This is a genomic window from Mycobacterium shunyiense, assembly GCF_058270075.1.
In genome coordinates this window covers 103220-123837 of sequence record NZ_JBZDPU010000005.1, presented here as the reverse complement: position 1 = coordinate 123837, position 20618 = coordinate 103220, and the positions used below count along the sequence as shown (strand labels likewise).

At 66.6% G+C, this 20618-nt stretch carries 22 protein-coding genes; 6 read left to right on the top strand and 16 right to left on the bottom strand.

Annotation, left to right across the window (positions count from 1 at the left end):
• The first annotated feature begins 66 nt into the window (after window positions 1–66).
• The gene (locus AC4ELH_RS03105) at window positions 67–645 is read left to right on the top strand and encodes a TetR/AcrR family transcriptional regulator (RefSeq protein ID WP_448447773.1); all 579 of its coding nucleotides are present in this window, start codon (window positions 67–69) and stop codon (window positions 643–645) included.
• 29 nt (window positions 646–674) lie between these two features.
• Here AC4ELH_RS03105 and AC4ELH_RS03100 read toward each other — a convergent pair whose 3' ends face one another.
• From AC4ELH_RS03100 to AC4ELH_RS03080, 5 genes are all read right to left on the bottom strand, one after another.
• Entirely contained in the window at window positions 675–869 is a 195-nt protein-coding gene (locus AC4ELH_RS03100) for a helix-turn-helix domain-containing protein (protein ID WP_448447807.1), read from the bottom strand.
• 129 nt (window positions 870–998) lie between these two features.
• Window positions 999–2627 (bottom strand): ABC-F family ATP-binding cassette domain-containing protein, encoded by a 1629-nt coding sequence (locus AC4ELH_RS03095; RefSeq protein ID WP_448447775.1) that lies wholly within the window; start codon window positions 2625–2627, stop codon window positions 999–1001.
• Between the two features lie 25 nt (window positions 2628–2652).
• A complete protein-coding gene (locus AC4ELH_RS03090) occupies window positions 2653–3483 on the bottom strand; it encodes an enoyl-CoA hydratase (RefSeq protein WP_498883220.1) in 831 nt (276 codons plus the stop codon).
• A gap of 18 nt (window positions 3484–3501) precedes the next feature.
• Window positions 3502–3876 carry a thioredoxin gene (gene trxA / locus AC4ELH_RS03085; RefSeq protein WP_055113744.1) on the bottom strand — a complete coding sequence of 125 codons (375 nt, stop codon included), beginning with the start codon at window positions 3874–3876 and terminating at the stop codon, window positions 3502–3504.
• A 44-nt stretch (window positions 3877–3920) separates the two neighbouring features.
• Window positions 3921–5018 (bottom strand): NADH:flavin oxidoreductase, encoded by a 1098-nt coding sequence (locus AC4ELH_RS03080; protein ID WP_448447778.1) that lies wholly within the window; start codon window positions 5016–5018, stop codon window positions 3921–3923.
• A 151-nt stretch (window positions 5019–5169) separates the two neighbouring features.
• On the opposite strand from AC4ELH_RS03080, the gene AC4ELH_RS03075 reads away from it, so the two are divergent.
• Window positions 5170–6612 carry an HNH endonuclease signature motif containing protein gene (locus AC4ELH_RS03075; protein WP_498883219.1) on the top strand — a complete coding sequence of 481 codons (1443 nt, stop codon included), beginning with the start codon at window positions 5170–5172 and terminating at the stop codon, window positions 6610–6612.
• Between the two features lie 63 nt (window positions 6613–6675).
• Here AC4ELH_RS03075 and AC4ELH_RS03070 read toward each other — a convergent pair whose 3' ends face one another.
• The 10 genes from AC4ELH_RS03070 to AC4ELH_RS03025 all read right to left on the bottom strand — a co-directional run bounded on the left by AC4ELH_RS03070 (window position 6676) and on the right by AC4ELH_RS03025 (window position 15266).
• Window positions 6676–7368 carry a DUF8548 family protein gene (locus tag AC4ELH_RS03070; protein WP_498883218.1) on the bottom strand — a complete coding sequence of 231 codons (693 nt, stop codon included), beginning with the start codon at window positions 7366–7368 and terminating at the stop codon, window positions 6676–6678.
• Window positions 7369–7473: 105 nt separating this feature from the next.
• Window positions 7474–8001 (bottom strand): hypothetical protein, encoded by a 528-nt coding sequence (locus AC4ELH_RS03065; RefSeq protein WP_498883217.1) that lies wholly within the window; start codon window positions 7999–8001, stop codon window positions 7474–7476.
• 6 nt (window positions 8002–8007) lie between these two features.
• The gene (locus AC4ELH_RS03060; RefSeq protein WP_498883216.1) at window positions 8008–8988 is read right to left on the bottom strand and encodes a hypothetical protein; all 981 of its coding nucleotides are present in this window, start codon (window positions 8986–8988) and stop codon (window positions 8008–8010) included.
• A gap of 80 nt (window positions 8989–9068) precedes the next feature.
• A complete protein-coding gene (locus AC4ELH_RS03055) occupies window positions 9069–9410 on the bottom strand; it encodes a metal-sulfur cluster assembly factor (protein WP_064886506.1) in 342 nt (113 codons plus the stop codon).
• Window positions 9407–9859, bottom strand: coding sequence for a Fe-S cluster assembly sulfur transfer protein SufU (sufU, locus tag AC4ELH_RS03050; protein WP_498883325.1), 453 nt, complete (start codon window positions 9857–9859; stop codon window positions 9407–9409). The genes AC4ELH_RS03055 and sufU overlap by 4 nt, the downstream gene beginning before the upstream one ends.
• Window positions 9860–9861: 2 nt before the next feature.
• The gene (locus AC4ELH_RS03045) at window positions 9862–11115 is read right to left on the bottom strand and encodes a cysteine desulfurase (protein ID WP_498883215.1); all 1254 of its coding nucleotides are present in this window, start codon (window positions 11113–11115) and stop codon (window positions 9862–9864) included.
• A gap of 1 nt (window position 11116) precedes the next feature.
• Complete coding sequence (gene sufC, locus AC4ELH_RS03040) at window positions 11117–11890, bottom strand: Fe-S cluster assembly ATPase SufC (RefSeq protein ID WP_064886509.1); 774 nt, start codon at window positions 11888–11890, stop codon at window positions 11117–11119.
• Between the two features lie 2 nt (window positions 11891–11892).
• A complete protein-coding gene (gene sufD, locus AC4ELH_RS03035; protein WP_448447791.1) occupies window positions 11893–13071 on the bottom strand; it encodes a Fe-S cluster assembly protein SufD in 1179 nt (392 codons plus the stop codon).
• Window positions 13072–14502: a Fe-S cluster assembly protein SufB gene (gene sufB, locus AC4ELH_RS03030; protein WP_055113723.1), complete on the bottom strand. Its 1431-nt coding sequence runs from the start codon at window positions 14500–14502 to the stop codon at window positions 13072–13074. It abuts the gene before it with no gap.
• On the bottom strand, window positions 14499–15266 hold the full coding sequence (locus AC4ELH_RS03025) for a helix-turn-helix transcriptional regulator (protein WP_088304528.1): 768 nt from the start codon (window positions 15264–15266) through the stop codon (window positions 14499–14501). The genes sufB and AC4ELH_RS03025 overlap by 4 nt, the downstream gene beginning before the upstream one ends.
• 116 nt (window positions 15267–15382) lie before the next feature.
• On the opposite strand from AC4ELH_RS03025, the gene mptB reads away from it, so the two are divergent.
• From mptB to AC4ELH_RS03005, 4 genes are all read left to right on the top strand, one after another.
• Complete coding sequence (mptB, locus tag AC4ELH_RS03020; protein ID WP_064886511.1) at window positions 15383–17086, top strand: polyprenol phosphomannose-dependent alpha 1,6 mannosyltransferase MptB; 1704 nt, start codon at window positions 15383–15385, stop codon at window positions 17084–17086.
• Window positions 17083–18015, top strand: coding sequence for an ABC transporter ATP-binding protein (locus tag AC4ELH_RS03015; protein WP_064886512.1), 933 nt, complete (start codon window positions 17083–17085; stop codon window positions 18013–18015). The genes mptB and AC4ELH_RS03015 overlap by 4 nt, the downstream gene beginning before the upstream one ends.
• Entirely contained in the window at window positions 18012–18794 is a 783-nt protein-coding gene (locus AC4ELH_RS03010; protein ID WP_498883214.1) for an ABC transporter permease, read from the top strand. The genes AC4ELH_RS03015 and AC4ELH_RS03010 overlap by 4 nt, the downstream gene beginning before the upstream one ends.
• A 79-nt stretch (window positions 18795–18873) precedes the next feature.
• Window positions 18874–19794, top strand: a complete 921-nt coding sequence (locus AC4ELH_RS03005; RefSeq protein WP_498883324.1) for a COX15/CtaA family protein — start codon at window positions 18874–18876, stop codon at window positions 19792–19794.
• Between the two features lie 16 nt (window positions 19795–19810).
• On the opposite strand, the gene AC4ELH_RS03000 is transcribed toward AC4ELH_RS03005, so the two are convergent.
• Complete coding sequence (locus AC4ELH_RS03000) at window positions 19811–20614, bottom strand: SDR family NAD(P)-dependent oxidoreductase (RefSeq protein WP_064886515.1); 804 nt, start codon at window positions 20612–20614, stop codon at window positions 19811–19813.
• Window positions 20615–20618 lie beyond the last annotated feature (4 nt).

Below are 20618 nucleotides of genomic sequence, written 5' to 3'. Positions count from 1 at the left end.
CCTGTCCGGACTGACCGAAGCACGTAAGGACAGCGCCAACGGGCGCTTGCGCGAGGAGTGGTCTGAATGCCCCGGGTAACGGACGACCATCTCGCGGCCCGGCGCCGTCAGATCCTTGACGGCGCCAGGCGCTGCTTCGGTCAGTACGGATATGAGAGTGCGACCGTGCGGCGGCTCGAAGAAACCATCGGGCTCTCGCGCGGCGCAATCTTTCACCACTTCAAGGACAAGGACACCTTGTTCTTCGAACTGGCCCGCGAGGACGCCGAGCGGATGGCCGAAGTGGCTGCCCGCGAAGGGTTGATCCAGGTGATGCGGAACATGCTCGCCGCCCCCGAGCAGTTCGACTGGCTGGCCACCCGGCTGGAGATCGCCCGAAAGTTGCGAAACGACCCGGCTTTTCACCGCGGCTGGGCGGAACGGTCCGCCGAGCTGGACGCCACGGTCACTGAGCGCCTACGCCGGCAGAAGCAGGCCGGCCGACTGCGTGACGACGTACCGAGTGCGGTCCTGCACATCTACCTGGACCTCGTGCTCGACGGCCTGGTGGCGCGGATCGCCTCCGGCGAGGATCCGCAGAACCTCACGGCGGTACTCGATCTGGTGGAGGCCAGCGTGCGCCAACAGACGCCGGCGGATAGCTGAATCCCGCTATTCCGCAGCGCTTGTGCTCGTCATACCCTGGCCCGGGTCCGGTGATTGGGTCCCCCGCGGCTTCGCATCGTCGTGCCCGACTCACGCAGCAAGCTGTGGACTGAACCGTATGAACGACCGGTCTTCGCCACCAGCGAGCGGATGCTGGCACCCGCCTCGTATTCCTTCCGAAGCTCGGTCAGCAGTTCGCCGCGATTCTTGTTCATATCCCTCATCGACATCTCCCAGATTGTGATGTCCCGACGGGTACCCACAGTAGAAACCCCACACACACCACGGGGTCGATTTGTCCAACGTCTTAAATTGACGCTCTCGAAGATGCGGCGGTCCTTGAGGATTCGCGGTCAGGCGAGCTCGATGAGGTCCCGGTATTCGGTGGACCAGAAGTCCTCGGTACCGTCCGGCAGCAGCACCACTCGCTGCGGATCGAGAGCCTCGGCTGCACCCGGATCGTGCGTCACCAACACCACCGCGCCCTGGTAACTGCGCAGCGCGTCGAGAACCTGCTCGCGTGACGCTGGATCGAGGTTGTTGGTGGGCTCGTCGAGCAACAGCACATTGGCCGTAGAGGCAACCAGACCGGCGAGAGCCAACCGCGTCTTCTCACCGCCCGAGAGAGTGCCCGCCGACTGATCGAGCTGTGGTCCGGTGAACATGAAGGCGCCCAACAGGCCTCGGAGATCCTGCTCGCCGGTGTCGGGTGCGGCGTGGCGGATGTTCTCCCAGACCGTCGCCCCGTTGTCGAGCGTGTCGTGCTCCTGGGCGAAGTACCCGATCTTGCACCCGTGACCGGGTTCCAGTGCTCCGGCGTCGGCAGTCTCGGCGCCGGCGAGCAGTCGCAGCAGGGTGGTCTTGCCGGCACCGTTGAGGCCGAGCACCACCACCCGGGATCCGCGGTCGATCGCCAGGTCGACACCGGTGAAGATCTCCAGCGACCCGTACGTCTTGGTGAGCCCCTTGGCCACCAGCGGAGTTTTTCCGCACGGCGCCGGGGTGGGGAACTTGATCCGGGCCACCTTGTCGGCCACGCGCTCGGCATCGAGCTCGGCGATCATGCGGTCGGCTCGGCGCAACATGTTCTGCGCGGCAACGGCTTTGGTCGCCTTGGCGCCCATCTTGGCGGCCTGGGCCCGCAACGCACCGGCCTTCTTCTCGGCATTGGCACGTTCGCGACGGCGGCGCTGCTCATCGGTCGCGCGCGCGTCGAGGTACTTCTTCCAGCCCATGTTGTAGACGTCGGCCTCACCGCGCACCGCGTCCAGGAACCACACCCGGTTGACGACCTCATCGAGCAGGTCGACATCGTGACTGATGACCACAAGGCCACCGGTGTGGTTGTGCAGGAAGTCCCGCAGCCAGCCGATCGAGTCTGCGTCGAGGTGGTTGGTCGGCTCATCGAGTAACAGAGTCGTGGCCGACCCCGAACCGGTGTCGCTCGCCGCGAACAGGATGCGGGCCAGCTCGACGCGGCGGCGCTGACCGCCGGACAGCGTCCGCAGCGGCTGCGTCAGCACCCGGTCCGGCAGGCCCAGGCTCGCGCAGATGCGACCGGCCTCACTCTCGGCGGCGTAACCGCCCAGTGCCGAGAACCGTTCTTCGAGCTGACCGTACTTTCGGACCGCCTTGTCGCGAGCCGCGTCGTCGGCGACCTCGGCCATCAAGACCTGCTGCTTCTCCAAGTCCGCCAGCAGCGTGTCGAGACCGCGGGCCGACAACACCCGGTCACGGGCCATGACGTCGAGGTCACCCTCTTTGGGATCCTGTGGCAGGTAACCGATTTCACCGGTGGTTGTGACAGACCCGGCGTACGGCTCGCCCTCCCCCGCCAGAATTCTCATCGTGGTGGTCTTGCCTGCGCCGTTGCGCCCGACCAGTCCGATCCGGTCACCGGGCTGCACCCGCAGCGCCGAGCCCTCGAAGGACAGCAGCGTGCGCGCGCCGGCGCGGACCTCCAGGTCCGTTGCGGTGATCACGCTGCGGTCCTCCTAGGTATGTGTCTTACTTCTCGTCGGTAAATATCGGGTCGCGCTTCTCCGCGCGCGCGGCAACCGCTTCCTCAAAGTTTGCGGTGAGCAGACGCACGAAGAGTTGTCCCAGGCCCTCGGCCTGCATGTGCCCCTCCAGGCTAGCGGCGTCCAGTCCACTCCAAAGTGTGCGCTTGGTCAACTCGATACCCGGCCGGGAGAACGCCGCCATCCGGTCCGCCATGTCGTAGCAGGTCCCCAGGAGGGCCTCCTCGGCCACCACACTGGACACCAGACCGATGCGCGCAGCCTCCTGGGCGTCGACGTCGCGGCCGGTCAACATGATCTCGAAAGCGCGTGACGAGCCGATGGCGCGTGGCAGCAAGTAGGACAAGCCCAGCTCACTGGCGGTGAGCCCGTTGTTGATCCCCGCGGCGCGGAAGTAGGCGCCCTCGGCGGCCACCCGGACGTCACAGGCCAGCGCGAGGCAGAGCCCGCCGCCGATGGCCGCGCCGTTGACCGCTGCGATCACCGGCTGGCGCAGCCGCCGTAGGGCGAGGATCACATCGTCGAGAATCTCCATCGACCGCAATGCGTACGTCGGCCTGGTCAAACCGGCCACGTGCGGCACCGACCCGGCCGACTTGTGATCGGCCCCGGAGGAGAACCCCCGACCGGCCCCGGTCAGCACGACAACGCGCACGCTGTTGTCATAGCGCAGGTCTTCCAGGACGCCCTTGAGCGGGACCATGACGTCGAACGCCATCGAGTTCATCCGCTCGGGCCGGTTGAGGGTCACCAGGGCGACGTCCGAGCGGGGGCGGTCGACCAGGACGAATTCGTTCTGCGCAGTCACGGTCAGCACGCTATCGCGTGCCGGCGCTCACATCTGTTCTGCGTCGCCCTGAGCGGCCTGCTCTTTCATGGCCGCGTCGATGTCGAACTCCTTGATCTTCTGGACGAGGTCCTCCAATGCAGCCGGTGGCAGCGCCCCGGCCTGGTTGAAGACCAACTTGCCCTTCTTGAAGGCCATCAGGGTGGGGATCGAGCGGATCTCAGCTGCCGCGGCGAGCGCCTGCTCGGCCTCGGTATCGACCTTGGCGAAGACCACATCGGGGTGGTTCTCGGAAGCAGCCTTGTACGTCGGCGCGAAGGCCCGGCACGGTCCGCACCACGACGCCCAGAAATCGACCAACACGATCTCGTTGTCCTTGACGATGTTGTCGAACTGTTCTGTGGTGATGTCCTGCGTACTCACACTTTTCCTAACGTCGGGGCTTAGCGGCCTGTTCCCAGCCTATTTCAGTACAGCCTGGCCAGCGCGGTTTCGGCGTGGTAGCCGGTGAAGCCGCCGAGCGTGTCGTCACGCAGCCGATTCACCCAACCCGGATCCGCCAGCAGGGCTCGGCCGATCGCCACGATGTCGAGCTCTTCGGCCGTGAACTGCGCCAACAGTCGATCGACCGGGGCCGGCTCGATGGGGTCGCCATCTCGCTTTCCGGGTTGGAACTCGGTTGCCAGTCCGACCGATCCCACCCCGATCACCGGCACACCGGTGATCTTCTTGGTCCAGCCGGCCAGGCTCAGATCCGAGCCCGGGAACGCGGGGATGTACACGCGCCGGGTCGACGGATGCAGTACGTCGACACCCGCGGCGACCAACGGTGCGAGTACCTGCTCCAACTCAGCCGGGGTCTCGACGAGTTGTGCGTCGTAGGCGTTGGCCTTCCACTGCGAGAAGCGGTAGATGATCGGGAATCCGGTACCGACGGCTTCGCGCACCGCCGCGACGACCTCGGCCGGGAAGCGGGTCCGCGCTGCCGGCGAGCCGCCATAGGAATCGGTGCGCTGATTCGTCTTCTCCCAGAGAAATTCGTCGAGCAGATAACCGTGGGCGGAGTGCAACTCGACAGCGTCGAATCCAACAGCCTTGGCATTGCGGGCCGCCTCCGCGAACTGCGCTGCGACACCACCCAATTCATCGGCCCGCAGCGCCCGGCCCTTGGCAACGCCCACACTGTTGACCCCCGAGGGGCTGACCGGCACCACCCCGTCACCGTCGGCACGTTCGGCACCCTGATGCCACAGTTGCGCGGCGATCACGGCGCCTTGAGCATGTACCGCGTCAGTGACGGCCCGCCAGCCGTCGAGCGCCTCGGTACCGGACAGCGTCGGGATGCTGAACGGCCAGCCCGCGGCCGGATCCGTCAACCGCACCCCCTCGGTGATGATCAGGCCGACGCCACCGGCTGCGCGACGGGCGTAGTAGTCCGCCACGTCGGTGCCCGGCACACCACCGGGCGACGCCGCTCTGGTCATCGGTGCCATCGCGAAGCGATTCGGGATCGTCAGCGATCCGACGGTCAACGGACTGAACAGGTCGCGGGGAGTTTGGCTCACTTGGGCGTCAACGCCCCGTGGGACCGGCCGATTCCGATTTACTCAGCGCGAGTTTGGGGGGCGACGTCAGTCGTCGCGACCATCGGAACTGTCACCGATGTCCTGAGACATCACAGCCCGTGTGTCGTACCGCCGTGGCATAATCGAACACATGTTCGACACTGATTCCGATGTCGCTCTGATCGACAAGATCAGTGCCGCGGCGCGGGCGGAGTCGGCGGCGATCGCGGGGCGGCTGGCTGCGATCGGGGCGTTGGACAGTCTGCGGGAACAGGAGTTGGCCGAGTCGATCTTTTGGACCACCGACCCGTTCGAAGAAGTCTCTGCCGAAGTGTCGGCGGCGTTGCGGATCAGCCGGGGCCGGGCCGGCACCCAGATTCATCACGCCCGGGTATTACGCGACAAACTCCCGTTGGTGGCCGCCCGGTTCGCCGCCGGCGACATCGATTACCGGGTGGTGCGGATGCTCATCGCCCGCACCGGCATCGTCGACCCCGCAGTATGGGCCGGCCTGGATGAAGAACTCGCGGCCCGGGCCCATAAATGGATGCGGCTATCTGAACGCCAGTTGCGGGACCGGGTGGATCAATGGATCGCCAAACTCGACCCCAACGGGGTACGGGTCCCACCCCCGATCGATGACGGGCGGTTTGTGCAGGTCGAGGCGAGCAGCCCCGGCATGGCCTCGGTGTGGGCCAACATCCACGCCGCTGACGGGGTCGCACTGAATCAACGTCTCGATGCCGTCGCCGACACCGTCTGCAAACACGACCCCCGTACCCGCGAGCAGCGCCGCGCCGATGCGGTGGGGCCGGTGGCCCGACTGGAATCGCACCTGCCGTGTCTGTGTCGGCGCGAGGACTGCCCGGCCGCACAGCAGCGGGCGGCCGCGGATGCCGCGGTGGTGCATGTGCTGGCCGACCAATCCACCGTGAACGGGACCTGTGATGATCCGGGGTATCTGGTCGGCCATGGCATCGTGCCCGCCGAGTCCGTGCGTGATCTGGCCGCCACCGCGAAGGTCAAACCGGTGCGCATGCCCGCTGCGGCCGGCGAGCCGCAGTACCGCCCCTCGGTGGCCTTGTCAGAATTCATCCGGTGGCGCGATCTGACGTGCCGGTTCCCCGGCTGTGACGCCCCGGCCGAACGCTGCGACATCGACCACACCGCACCCTGGCCCGCCGGGCCGACGCATCCGTCGAACACCAAACTATTTTGCCGGGCACACCATTTGGTGAAAACGTTCTGCCCCGGCTGGACCGATCGTCAACGACCCGACGGCACCATCGAATTCACCACCCCCACCGGACACACCCACAGCACCGAACCTCACGGCGCCGCCCTGTTCCCGACTCTGGCCCAACCGACCGGGGACCTCAACCTCCCCGACCCCGAACCTGGCGCGCCCAGCCTGGACCCGAACCTGAACCGGGCCGCCAAAATGCCCAAACGCTCACGCACCCGCGAACAAGACCAACGTGACCGCATCGCCGAAGAACGACGCCTACGCGCCGAACTCAACAACGACCTCGCCTACGAACGCGACTACCAAGCCTGGCTCGCCGAACAATACGGACCACCACCACCCTTCTGAGACAGGCGGTTTGGTGCCGCTCGGTTCGGCGAAAAAGTCCGCAGTCCCCGAGCGGCAACAACCTCACGACGCGAGATCGCGTTGATGTGGTCGTCCGGATTCGAACCGCCATATCGCGTGATCGAGCGCGAACACATTCCACCCCGCGGATGCAGCTACCTCACGCACCATCTCAGCTGCGCATTCGGCACTGAGAGCGCCGATTTGGCGGGACACGTACGCCGCCACCACACGGCCGGCCCTCGCCCCAGGGATCTGTGTGAGCTTCAGCGTGTACTCCCAGGTGACGCCCGACCGCTGCCCGGACACCGCGCACCATGCCTTCGCGACCTGATCCCGGCGGTCGTCCTCCTCAACCAGGGTGCGCAGGTCCGCGGTCGTGCGAACATCCAGTGCGACAAGCGCTTCCGCAACCTGTTTGACGGCAATCGACTTCAAGGGCGCGTTCGCCATGGTCGAGGTGGGCCGACGATTTCCGATCTGCGTCGCCCATGAGTCCGGCCCGCCCAACTCGGCGATGTTCTGAAGAAGTTCGACCGCGCCGTCAGTATCGGCGTCCGCGCCCTGCGCAGCCCGATAGCCGCGGTATCGGGCGATGATCTTCTCCACAGAGGCACGTTGCGCCCCGGTCGAGTAGATCGAATCAATCACGCACAACGCCAGTGATTCTGGATATCCGAGCGGACTGAACCAGCGCTGCGGATCACCGAGATCGCGCAGGCACGCTTGGTGCAATTTTTCGACGTCTGAGTGCATGGGGAGTTCCTTCCGGCTGTTCGGGAACCCCGTCGGCTCCCGATGCGCTGGAAGCTAACGACGGAGGCCGACAGAAAGCCGTCGAAAATCCGTGCGGTGGCGAAGTTATCCACAGGCCTGCCGGACATTGGCCAGCAGGTGCGCGTGCCGCTGCGGCCACCAGAACAATTCGACCGCCAAGGCCACCAGGTAGACGACCGAGACGACGGCATTGCCGACCGACCCGAATACGGCGTCCCACAACGCGCTTGCCGCGGCGACGATGAGCACCACCGGCAAGAGCCAGCGAAACGGTCTGGCTGCCTCGGCGGCCTCATGCACGCCGCGGTCGTAGTCGCGGGCGGCCTCGACCAGTCGTGGGTCGTCGATGTGCTCACCACGGCGGGCAAAGGCAACGACCCTGACCCGATCAGCGCCGGTCAGCTGTCCCGACATCGGCCAGTACCGGGCCATCCGGCGCGCCATCCAGACGCCGTAGAACGTGCCCACGATGACGAGGACCAGCACGCCGGAGATCCAGAATCCGGAGTCCAGCCAGGAGAGCACGCCCAGCACGAATCCCACGCTGCCGCCGATCAGCAGCGCTCGGCCCCAAAAGCCGCGGCGCCAGACGAACGCCGGGACGGTCAGCACCGCCCGCTACCAATCTCCATCGGCCACAGCATCACCCGGCGTGCCCTTCACCGTGACGACTTTCGCGGGATCAACAGGGACAAACGGCATCTCGCCTTCCCCGAACCACTCCCCGACACTCTTGACGTTCTTCAACACCTCGGTGGCTGCCAGATCCTGGGCGTCCGCGTCGTAATAGTCGAACCATGGCAGACCGGCTTCGACATAGGCGTCGCGGTCCACCGGCGTGGGCGGCGGCACCTCACCGGTGATCGCAGTCCACTGCGCCGCGCTGCAGAGATGCACGAACACCCGCCACGAACGGTCCTCGTCGTAGTCGGACAGCGGGCGGTCGTCGACGTATACCTCCTGCCGCATCCTGCCGCCGGCGCCCAGACCCATCGACGCTGCTGCACAGGGCGCCGGGAGCGGACCGCAGTCATCGAAATCCACCGTCGCTTCTTCGATCAGACGACGCGCCCGCCACTCGTCGAGGGCCTCTGGCGTCAGACCGACCGCGCGCAGCTGGACACCGCCGTGGACTTCCTCGCCGGTGACCTGCCCTTCGACCGTTGCCCCGGAACCGAGCGGCACGGCCACGAACTGTCGGATGAACCCGTCACCGGCGTTGATGCCGTCGAGCCATGGCTGCTCGGGTAGAGCGACGTAGTTCTGCGGATCATGGGCCAGCCGGTCGGTCCAGCCCTCGCCGCTGACCGCGCACACCTTCCCGATGCCGATCTGCAGCGCGGCGGGTTCATCTGAGCCGAACGACAGCCACATCGCCTCACGCTGATAGACCGGCAGCATGACCCCGCCGTGCGCCAGCCACTCGGCGGGGACCCGATGGGGATAGTCCTGGACCCGACGCAGCGGAAACGAACCGAGACTCGGTGGGAGCGGGTGTAATCCGGTTTCCGGAATACGAAGGGTCCGCTCGAACGTCACCGTTGCCGGCCCCAAAAACAGCCGGTCACCGACGACCTTTACCTCAGGACTGTGTCCCATGTGTGCCTCCGTATTCGCCTGGTGGCGATATTGGTAGCACTGAGGACCGACAGTCCGACGACCTTGGCGGCTAGGTACAGCTAGACGGTGAACCCGAGCGCGCGCAACTGCTCGCGACCGTCGTCGGTGATCTTGTCCGGGCCCCACGGCGGGTTCCAGACCCAATTGATCTTGATCTCGTTGACCAGGCCCGCGCCCACGAGCGCGGTGCGCGACTGATCCTCGATCACGTCGGTCAGCGGGCATGCTGCCGAGGTGAGCGTCATGTCGATCAGCGCAACCGCGCCTTCATCGCCCTGCTCGACGTTGAGTCCGTAGACCAGGCCCAGGTCGACGACGTTGATGCCCAGCTCGGGATCAACCACGTCGCGCATGGCCTCCTCGACATCGGCGAGCAGCTCGTCAGAAGCGGTATCACTCATCGCTTGTCCTCCACGTCGTCGCTGGCCTGTGCCAACGCGTCTTTAAAAGCCATCCAACCCAGCAGCGCGCACTTCACCCGCGCCGGATACTTGGCGACACCGGCGAACGCGATGCCGTCACCGATTACATCTTCGTCCCCCTCCACGTTGCCGCGTGAGGAAATCATCTCGGTGAACGCCTCGACCGTCTTGAGGGCGTCTCCGACGCTCTGACCGATCACCTGATCGGTGAGCACCGAGGTGGCAGCCTGGCTGATAGAGCAGCCCTGCCCGTCATACGAGATGTCCGCCACCGTCTCCGCGTCGTCGGACAGCGTTACCCGCAGCGTCACCTCGTCCCCGCAGGTCGGGTTGACGTGATGTACCTCGGCGGCGAAAGGCTCCCGGAGTCCGCGATTGTGCGGATGTTTGTAGTGGTCCAGGATCACTTCCTGGTACATCTGTTCCATTTTCACGAGAAGAACTCCACGGCGCGTCTGATGCCGGCCACCAGGCGGTCGACCTCGTCGAGCGTGTTGTAGACCGCGAAGGACCCACGAGCGGTGGCGGCGATCCCGAAGCGACGGTGCAGCGGCCAGGCGCAGTGGTGTCCGACGCGCACGGCGACGCCCTCGTCGTCGAGCACCTGCCCGACATCGTGGGCATGGATCCCGTCGACCACGAAACTCACCGGGGACCCCCGATGTTCCATCGTCGTCGGCCCGATGATCCGAACCTGCGGAACCGAGGCAAGACCTTCCAGCGCGGCTGCCACCAGTTCGGCTTCGTGAGCCTCGACGGCGTCCATCCCGATCGCGCTCAAATACCTTGCGGCTGCGGCCAATCCGACCACCTGCGAGGTCATCGGCGTGCCTGCCTCGAATCGCTGCGGCGCCGGCGCGTAGGTGGTTTGCTCCATCGTGACGGTCTCGATCATCGAGCCGCCGGTGATGAACGGCGGCATCGAGTTCAGCAGCGCGAGTCGCCCGTAGAGCACACCGATACCGGTAGGGCCAAGCATCTTGTGACCCGAGAATGCCGCGAAATCGACGTCGAGCGCGTGAAAGTCAACCGGCTGATGGGGCACCGACTGGCAGGCGTCCAGCACCGTGAGCGCACCCACCGCCTTGGCCCGCGACACCAGTTCGGCCACCGGGGCAACGGCGCCCGTGACATTCGAATGATGGCTGAAGGCCACCACTTTCACCCGCTCGTCGAGCTCCAGGGAATCCAAATCGATGCGGCCGTCGTCAGTCACGCCATACCAACGCAGCGTCGCACCGGTGCGCTGGGCCAGCTCCTGCCAGGGAATCAGGTTCGCGTGGTGCTCCAGCTCGGTGGTGACGATGACGTCACCGGGGCCGACTGCATGCTCGAACCGCTCGTCCCCCAGCACGTATGCGACGAGGTTGAGCGACTCGGTGGCGTTCTTGGTGAACACCAGCTCATCCGGATCGGCACCGACGAACGCCGCGATGTCCGCGCGGCCCTGCTCGTAGGCGTCGGTGGCCTCTTCCATCAGCTGGTGCGCACCGCGGTGCACGGCACCGTTGGAAGTGGTCAGGAAGCGCCGTTCGGCGTCGAGCACCTGCAGCGGCTTCTGCGACGTCGCCCCGGAATCCAGGTACGCCAACTGCTTTCCACCGCGCATGACCCGGCTCAGAATCGGGAAGTCCGCCCTGACCTCAGCCAGCACGGTGGGGTCGATAGTCCGTGCGGCTGTCATGTCAGGCTCCGACCGCCTGCGTGAAGCGCACGTATCCGTTCTCTTCGAGCTCGTCGGCGAGTTCCGGGCCGCCCGATTCCACGATGCGGCCGCCGACGAACACGTGCACGAACTGCGGACGGATGTAGCGCAGGATCCGGGTGTAGTGGGTGATCAGCAGGATGCCGCCGTGCTCGGCCTCGGCGTAGCGGTTGACACCCTCGCTCACGATGCGCAGCGCGTCGACGTCCAGACCCGAGTCGGTCTCGTCGAGGATTGCGATCTTGGGCTTGAGCAGACCGAGCTGCAGGATCTCGTGGCGCTTCTTCTCGCCACCGGAGAATCCCTCGTTGACGCTGCGCTCACCGAACGCCGGGTCGATCTCCAGATCGTCCATCGCGCCCTTGACTTCCTTGACCCAGTGCCGCAACTTCGGGGCCTCGCCGCGGACCGCGGTGGCCGCGGTGCGCAGGAAGTTCGACATCGACACGCCGGGCACCTCGACGGGGTACTGCATGGCCAGGAAGAGGCCCGCGCGCGCCCGCTCGTCGATGCTCATCTCGAGGACGTCCTGCCCGTCGAGCGTGATCGACCCTGAGGTCACGGTGTACTTCGGGTGACCGGCGATCGCATAGGACAGGGTCGACTTGCCCGAGCCGTTGGGGCCCATCACCGCGTGGGTCTCCCCCGACTTCACGGTGAGGTCGACACCCTTGAGGATCGGGATCTCGGTGTTCTCAGCGCCTTCGGCGGCGTTGACCGAGACGTGCAGGTCCTTGATTTCCAGAGTGGTCATGACTAGTTGGCTCTCGATTCAGTGATGGCAAGTTCTTTTTCGATGGCTGCGGTCAGACGCTCGCGCACCTCGGGGACAGCGATCTTGGCGATGATCTCGTTGAAGAATCCGCGCACGACAAGACGTCGGGCCTGATCTTCGGGGATGCCACGGGCACGCAGGTAGAACAACTGCTCGTCGTCGAAACGTCCGGTGGCACTGGCGTGCCCGGCGCCGACGATCTCGCCGGTCTCGATCTCGAGGTTGGGCACCGAATCGGCGCGGGCACCATCGGTGAGCACCAGGTTGCGGTTCACCTCGAAGGTGTCGGTGCCGGTGGCCTCGGCGCGGATCAGCACGTCGCCGATCCACACCGTGTGCGCGTCAGGCTTCTTGGAATCCGGATCGCCCTGCAACGCGCCCTTGTAGAGGACGTCGGACTTACAGTGCGGCTGAGCATGATCGACCAGCAGCCGCGACTCGAAGAACTGACCGTCGTCGGCGAAGTAGGTGCCGAGCATCTTGGCGTCACCGCCGGGCCCCGTGAATCGCACGGTGGCCGAGGTGCGCACGACATCGCCACCGAGGGTGACGTTGACGTGTCCGAGCACCGCGTCCTTACCGAGCTTGGCGTGGTGCGCGCTGACATGCACCATGTCGTCGGCCCAGTCGGCGATCCAGATCAGTCCAAGACCGGCCGCATCACCGACGATGATCTCGACGTTGTCGGCGTAGGTTCCGCTGCCGCGCAGGTCGACCACCACGATCGCCCGGGACAGTTCCTCGACCCGGATCTGCAGATGCCCGTAACCCACGGTGTCCGCGCCGGGTCCGTCGATCACGATCTCGATGGGCTCGGCCACCTCGGTGTCACGCTTGACCGTCACCACCGTCGCGGTCTCGAACGACGAGTATGCCTGGGCAGCAACGCGATCGGTGGGTACTCCGCCCTCGCCGAGCCGCTTGTCGTCACGGCCGACGGTCTCGACCGTCACGCCCGGGCGCTCGGTCACCGTGATGCCGGCCTTGCCGTTCGCAACGGCCGAACCGTCGTGCAGGCCGCGAAGCCGCTTCAGCGGGGTGAACCGCCACAGCTCGTCGCGACCGCCAGGCACCTCGAAGGCGTTGACGTCGAAGGATGCGAACAGCTCGCCCTTATTAGTCGCGATCCCCTCGACCGCTTCAGTGAGATTCTGTGCCACTTAACCGACCGCGCCTTCCATCTGCAGCTCGATCAGCCGATTGAGCTCGAGCGCGTATTCCATGGGCAGTTCCTTGGCGATGGGCTCGACGAAGCCGCGCACCACCATCGCCATCGCCTCGTCCTCGGTCAGACCGCGGCTCATCAGATAGAAGAGCTGATCCTCGCTGACCTTGGACACCGTGGCCTCGTGGCCCATCGTGACGTCGTCCTCGCGGATGTCCACGTACGGGTAGGTATCCGACCGGCTGATCGTATCGACCAGCAGCGCATCGCATTTCACGCTCGACTTGCTGCCGTGCGCGCCCTTGTTGACCTGGACGAGTCCGCGGTAGGACGCGCGGCCACCGCCGCGGGCCACCGACTTGGACACGATGTTGCTCGACGTGTTCGGGGCCAGGTGCAGCATCTTGGCGCCGGTGTCCTGGTGCTGTCCCTCGCCGGCGAACGCCACCGAGAGCACCTCGCCCTTGGCGTGCTCACCGGTCATCCACACCGCCGGGTACTTCATGGTGACCTTGGAACCGATGTTCCCGTCGATCCACTCCATCGTGGCGCCGGCCTCGGCCCGGGCACGCTTGGTGACCAGGTTGAAGACGTTGTTGGACCAGTTCTGGATCGTCGTGTAGCGGACGCGGGCGCCCGGCTTGACGATGATCTCGACGACGGCCGAGTGCAGCGAATCCGACTTGTAGATCGGTGCGGTACAACCCTCGACGTAGTGAACGTAGGAGCCCTCGTCGGCGATGATCAGCGTCCGCTCGAACTGCCCCATGTTCTCGGTGTTGATCCGGAAGTAGGCCTGCAGCGGGATGTCGACGTGCACACCCGGCGGGACATAGATGAACGAACCACCCGACCACACCGCGGTGTTGAGTGCCGAGAACTTGTTGTCGCCGGCCGGGATCACCGTGCCGAAGTACTTCTGGAAGATCTCCGGGTGCTCGCGCAGGCCCGAGTCGGTGTCGAGGAAGATCACGCCGAGCGCCTCTAGGTCCTCGCGGATCTGGTGGTACACGACCTCGGACTCGTACTGCGCAGCCACACCCGCCACCAGACGCTGCTTCTCGGCCTCCGGAATGCCAAGGCGGTCATAGGTATTGCGAATGTCCTCGGGCAGCTCCTCCCAGGAAGCCGCCTGCTTCTCGGTGGAGCGCACGAAGTACTTGATGTTGTCGAAGTCGATGCCCTCGAGGTTGGAACCCCAGTTCGGCATGGGCTTCTTGTCGAACGTGCGCAGTGCCTTGAGCCGGGACTCCAGCATCCACTCCGGCTCGTTCTTCTTGGCCGAGATGTCACGCACGACGGCTTCCGACAGGCCGCGCTGCGCACTGGCGCCCGCGACGTCCGAGTCCGACCAGCCGTAGCCGTAGTTGCCCAGCGACGCGATGGTCTCTTCCTGGGTCAATGGCGTTTCGGGCGTGATGGTCATGTCGCCGCTCCTTGCTTGTTGCTCGCTGTCGTTTGGCTTGTCGCTGCGGCCGTCCGGGCTGGGCCGTCCGCATCGAGTGGAACGTGGGTGGTGCAGGCGCAGTCACCGTTGACGATGGTCGCCAGTCGCTGCACGTGGGTGCCCAGAATCTCGGCGAACGCCTCACTCTCCGCCTCGCACAACACCGGGAACTCCTCGGCGACGTGCGATACCGGACAGTGATGCTGGCAGATCTGCACCCCGCGAATCGGGCCGTCCACCGGGTTCGTGGTGGTGGCATACCCGGCCCGGGTCAGTGCGTCGGCGACACGCTGGGCGGTGTCGGCGACGCCCTCGGACCCCTCGGTCACGCCGGCCAGGATGGTGTCCATCCGGCGCCGAGCGAAGGTCCGTACGGCGTCCTTGCCGCCGATCTCGCGCAATTGCCGAATCGCGGCGACGGCGAGATCGTCGTACGTGTGGCCGAGCTTGGCGCGCCCCGCAGCCGTCAAGCGGTAGCGCTTGGCCGGGCGGCCCCGGCCGTTGTGCTGCCAGGCGGCCGCGGCACTGGCCTGCGCATCGCCGGCTTCGATCAGGGCATCGAGGTGGCGGCGTACACCGGCGGCCGAGATGCCGAGCCGGTCACCGATCTGCCCCGCGGTGATCGGGCCTTCGAGCAACAGGTGGATGATCGCGCGGCGGGTATGCCCGTCCGATGCCGGCACGACGTCGTTGACCGGCTTCGGCGCACCAGCCGAAGCAGAGCCCGCAGTCGTCCGACCCATTTTCACAACACCATTGTGACGGAATTCCGCTCAGGGATCCACCAAGGGCACCCTTACGTGACCTGGGCCACCGTTGCCCGGCGAAGACCGCCGCGGCCGACGGTTACGCTGCCCTGATGGCAAGCCGCCTGTCGACCTTCAGCACATCTATCGCCCGGTGGCACGGCGACGAACGCACAGTCGGATCCCCACTCAACCCCGCCGAGGTCGTCGCGCTGCGTCGTACCCGGCTTTTCGGTGCCACCGGCACCGTACTGATGGCGATCGGCGCCCTCGGTGCCGGCGCCCGTCCCGTCGTGCAGGATCCGACGTTCGGCGTGCGGCTGCTCAACCTGCCGTCCCGCATCCAGACCGTGTCTCTCACCATGACCACCACCGGTGCGGTGATGATGGCGCTGGCCTGGCTGATGCTCGGACGCTTCGCTCTGGGCCCCCGCCGGATGTCACGCAGCCAGCTCGACCGCACCCTGTTGCTGTGGGCCATCCCGCTGCTGATCGCACCCCCGATGTACAGCAAGGACGTCTACTCCTACCTGGCCCAGAGTGAGATCGGGTACATCGGCCTCAACCCCTATCAGGTCGGCCCGGCGACCGGTCTCGGCCTCGATCACGTGTTCACGTTGTCGGTACCCAGTCTGTGGCGCGAGACCCCGGCCCCGTACGGACCGCTGTTCCTGTGGATCGGCGAGAGCATCTCCGCCTTGACCGGTGAGAACATCGTCGCCGCCGTGCTGTGTCACCGCGCCGTGGTGCTGCTCGGTGTCGGGCTCATCGTGTGGGCGACGCCCCGGTTGGCCCGGCGCTGCGGCGTCGCCGAGGTCAGCGCACTGTGGCTCGGCGCATGTAATCCCCTGCTCTTCATGCATCTGGTGGCCGGTATCCACAACGAGGCGCTGATGCTCGGCCTGATGCTGGCCGGGACCGAGTTCGCGCTGCGGGGCATCGGAGCTGCCAGGTCGGCGACATCGGGATCAGTCGCCGCTCCCATAATTCCCCGGCCGCTGACCTGGCCACACTCACGCGAGGACTGGGACCGCTGGTATCCCGCGGGGATGCTCTTGTTCGGCACCGTCCTCATCACACTGTCCTCGCAGGTCAAGCTGCCGTCGTTGCTCGCACTCGGGTTCGTCGCGATGGCCCTGGCCTGGCGCCTGGGCGGCACGATCAAGGCGTTCTTCGTGGCCAGTGTCCCGCTCGGCGTGATCTCGCTGGCCGTGATGGGCCTGATCGGCTGGGCCAGCGGGCTCGGCTTCGGCTGGCTGTCCACCCTCGGCACCGCCAACGTGGTGCGCAGCTGGATGTCGCCGCCGACCCTGCTGGCATTGGGCACCGGTCAGGTCGGCATCCTGCTGGGGCTTGGCGACCACACCACCGCAGTGCTCGCCCTGACCCGCGCCATCGGCGTCTTCCTGATCGCAATCCTGGTCAGCTGGCTGTTGTTGGCCGTGATGCGCGGCCGGCTGCACCCCGTGGGTGGATTGGGCGTCGCCTTGGGCGGAACCATCCTGCTGTTCCCGGTGGTGCAGCCGTGGTACCTGCTGTGGGCGGTGATCCCGCTGGCCGCGTGGGCCACCCGGCCCGGTTTCCGTGGGTCCACGATCGCCATAACCCTGGTCGTCGGGATCTTCGGCCCGACGGCCAACGGCGACCGGTTCACGTTGTTCCAGATCGTGATGGCCACGCTGGCCAGCACGTTGATCGTGCTGATCCTGATCGGCATAACCTGGCGCCGGCTGCCGTGGCGCGCGTCACGCCAGACCGACACGGACGCACCGCCGACACCTACGCAATCCCCCGACGCCTACGCTGAATCCCCGTGACCTCGCGTTCTGATCAACCGGTGCTGCTCCGCGGCGTCAGCAAGCGCTACGGCGCGACGACGGCGGTGTCCAATTTGGACCTCGAAGTGCAGCGCGCCGAGGTGCTGGCTCTGCTCGGACCCAACGGCGCAGGCAAGACCACCACCGTCGAGATGTGCGAGGGATTCATCCGCCCGGACGACGGCCGAGTTGAGATCCTCGGGTTGGACCCCGTTGCCGACAACGCCCAACTCCGTGAGCGGATCGGCGTGATGCTGCAGGGCGGCGGCGGGTACCCCGCTGCGAAAGCGGGCGAAATGCTCGATCTCGTGGCCTCCTACGCTGCCGACCCTCTCGATCCGGCCTGGTTGATGGACACCCTCGGCCTGACCGAATCCGCCCGCACCACCTACCGGCGACTGTCGGGCGGCCAGCAACAGCGCCTGGCGTTGGCCTGCGCCGTGGTGGGTCGCCCCGAGCTGGTATTCCTCGACGAGCCGACCGCAGGAATGGACGCCCACGCCCGAATCGTGGTGTGGGAGTTGATCGATGCGCTGCGCCGGGACGGCGTGACGGTCGTGCTGACCACCCATCACCTCGCCGAGGCCGAGGAACTCGCGGATCGGATCGTGATCATCGATCACGGCGTGGCGGTCGCCACCGGCACACCCGCCGAGCTGACCCACAGCGGCGCCGAGAACCAGCTGCGTTTCAGTGCGCCGCGCAAGCTCGACCTGTCCCTGCTCTCCGCGGCCCTGCCGGAGAAATACAAGGCCACCGAGACGGCACCCGGCGAGTACCTGGTCGAGGGGCACATCGACCCGCAGGTGTTGGCCACCGTCACGGCGTGGTGCGCCCGACTCAACGTGCTGGCCACCGACATGCGGGTGGAGCAGCGCAGTCTCGAAGATGTATTCCTCGACCTCACAGGACGGGAGCTGCGGTCATGACGAGCGCTCCGAACCGGTTCGCCCCGGGCACCTTCTCCCCCGATCCCCGTCCGGCCAAGGTGCCGGCGATGCTCGCCGCGCAGTACCAGCTGGAACTGAAGCTGCTGCTGCGCAACGGTGAACAGCTGCTGTTGACCATGTTCATCCCGATCACGCTGCTGGTCGGGATGACGCTGCTGCCCCTTGGCTCGTTCGGCGACGACCGGGCCGGGACCTTCACCCCGGCGATCATGGCGCTGGCCCTGATCTCCACGGCATTCACCGGGCAGGCCATCGCGGTGGCCTTCGACCGTCGCTACGGCGCCCTGAAACGGCTGGGCGCGACCGCGCTTCCGGTGTGGGGAATCATCGCGGGCAAGTCACTGGCGGTCGTCACTGTCGTGTTCTTGCAGGCAATCTTGTTGGGCGCCATCGGTTTTGCGCTGGGTTGGCGGCCTTCGCCGCTGGGGTTGGCGCTCGGTGCGGTGATCATCGCGCTGGGCACGGCCACCTTCGCCGCGCTGGGGTTGCTGCTCGGCGGCACCCTCAAGGCCGAGATCGTGCTGGCGCTGGCGAACCTGCTGTGGTTCGTGTTCGCCGGTCTGGGCGCGCTGACCCTCGAAGGTGGCCCCGTGCCGTCGGCCCTGCGCTGGGCGGCCCGGCTGACACCGTCGGGAGCCCTCACCGAGTCCTTGACCCAGGCGATGACACTGTCGATGGACTGGTTCGGCTTGGCCGTGCTGGTGGTCTGGGGTGCCGTCGCCGCGATCTGCGCGCTGCGCTGGTTCCGCTTCACCTGATCCACACCGGCCCTACTACGGGTTGTAGTTCCTGATCAACTACGATCAGGCCGTGCCCGGCGGAACAGCTTTCCAGCGAATGGTCGACCTGCTGCCCCTGCCAAGTCTCCGGGTCCAGCGCCTGATCGCATTCCTGGTGATCCTCACCCAGGGCGGCATCTCGGTCACCGGGGCGATCGTGCGCGTCACCGCGTCCGGCCTGGGCTGCCCCACCTGGCCCCAGTGCTTCCCGGGCAGCTTCACCCCCGTCCCGCACGCCGAGGTCGCCGTCGTGCATCAGGTGGTCGAGTTCGGCAACCGGATGATCACCTTCCTGGTGGTGCTGACCGCCATTGCGGCCGTCCTGGCCGTGACCCGGGCCCGTCGCCGCCGAGAGGTGCTGATCTACGCCTGGCTGATGCCGGCCTCCACCGTGGTCCAGGCCATCATCGGCGGCATCACGGTGCGGACCGGCCTGTTGTGGTGGACCGTGGCCATCCACCTGCTCGCATCCATGGCAATGGTGTGGCTCGCGGTGCTGCTGTTCGTCAAAATCGGTCAATCCGACGACGGCGCGCCCACCGCGACCGTGCCGAAACCGTTGCGGCAGTTGACGGTCCTGAGTGCAATCGTCCTGGCCGCCGTCCTGGTGACCGGCACGCTGGTGACGGGCGCCGGTCCGCATGCCGGGGACAAGAGCCTCGACCGCGTGGTGCCGCGACTTGAGGTCGAGATCACCACGTTGGTGCACATGCATTCGTCGCTGCTGGTCGCGTACCTGTCCCTGATCGTCGCGCTGGGATTCGGCCTCACCGCGGTGCGCGCCTCTCGACCGGTCATGATCCGGCTCGCCGTCCTGGTCGTGGTGGTGTGCGCACAGGGGCTCGTCGGGATCGTGCAGTTCTATACCGGCGTTCCCGCCGTCCTGGTCGCCGTCCACGTCGCCGGTGCGGCCACCTGTACCGCGGCCACCGCGGCGCTGTGGGCCTCGATGCGGGAGCGGGTCCCGGCCGGCACCTAGTCCGGTCCCGCCCGCCTCAGTGGCTCCACCCGGCGGCGCTCTGTGCGTCGAAGGTCGCGTCGATCCGATCGAATCTGCGGCGGATCGACGTTCGTGACGCCTCGTGCGTCAGCACATACAGCCGGTCGGCAAGGACCGCCTCGGCGGTGAGCCGGGCAACCTCGTCGACGTCGAGAACGTCGTTGCCGGCGATGAGTTGGTCCTCGACCGCCTCTCCGCGGGCTCGCGCCGAGGTGGCAAGAAGGTTGGTGCCAACCATCATCGGGCACAACACCGAAACCCCGATGCCGTCGTTGCCGACCTCGCGGGCGAGCACCTCAGCCAGTGCGACCACACCGTATTTGGCCACGCAGTACGCGCCGAGGCCGACGTTGGGGACCAGCCCGGCGAAAGACGCGGTGAACAGCAGATGCCCGCCCTGGCCCTGCTCGATGAGGCGGGGCAGAAACGCCTCGACGCCGTGAATCGGCCCCCACAGGTCGACGTCAAGGACGAAATGCCAGTCGTCGTGGGTCATCTGGGCGACCGGGCCGTCGACAGCCACGCCGGCGTTGTTGAACACCACGTGCACGGCACCGAGCAGCCCGAAGGCCTCGTCGGCGAGGTGGGTGACCTGTTCGAGCTCGCGGACATCGCACGGCACGCCGTGTGCGTCGTGCCCCTCGGACCGCAATTGTGCGACGGCTCGGTCGAGCGCCGCCGCATCGTGGTCGGCAAGCACAACCCGGGCGCCCCGCGCGGCGAACTGACGCGCCGTCGCCAGGCCGATGCCGCTGGCGCCGCCGGTGACCACGGCGCCCCGTCCTTCAAAGGTGTCCATCGCG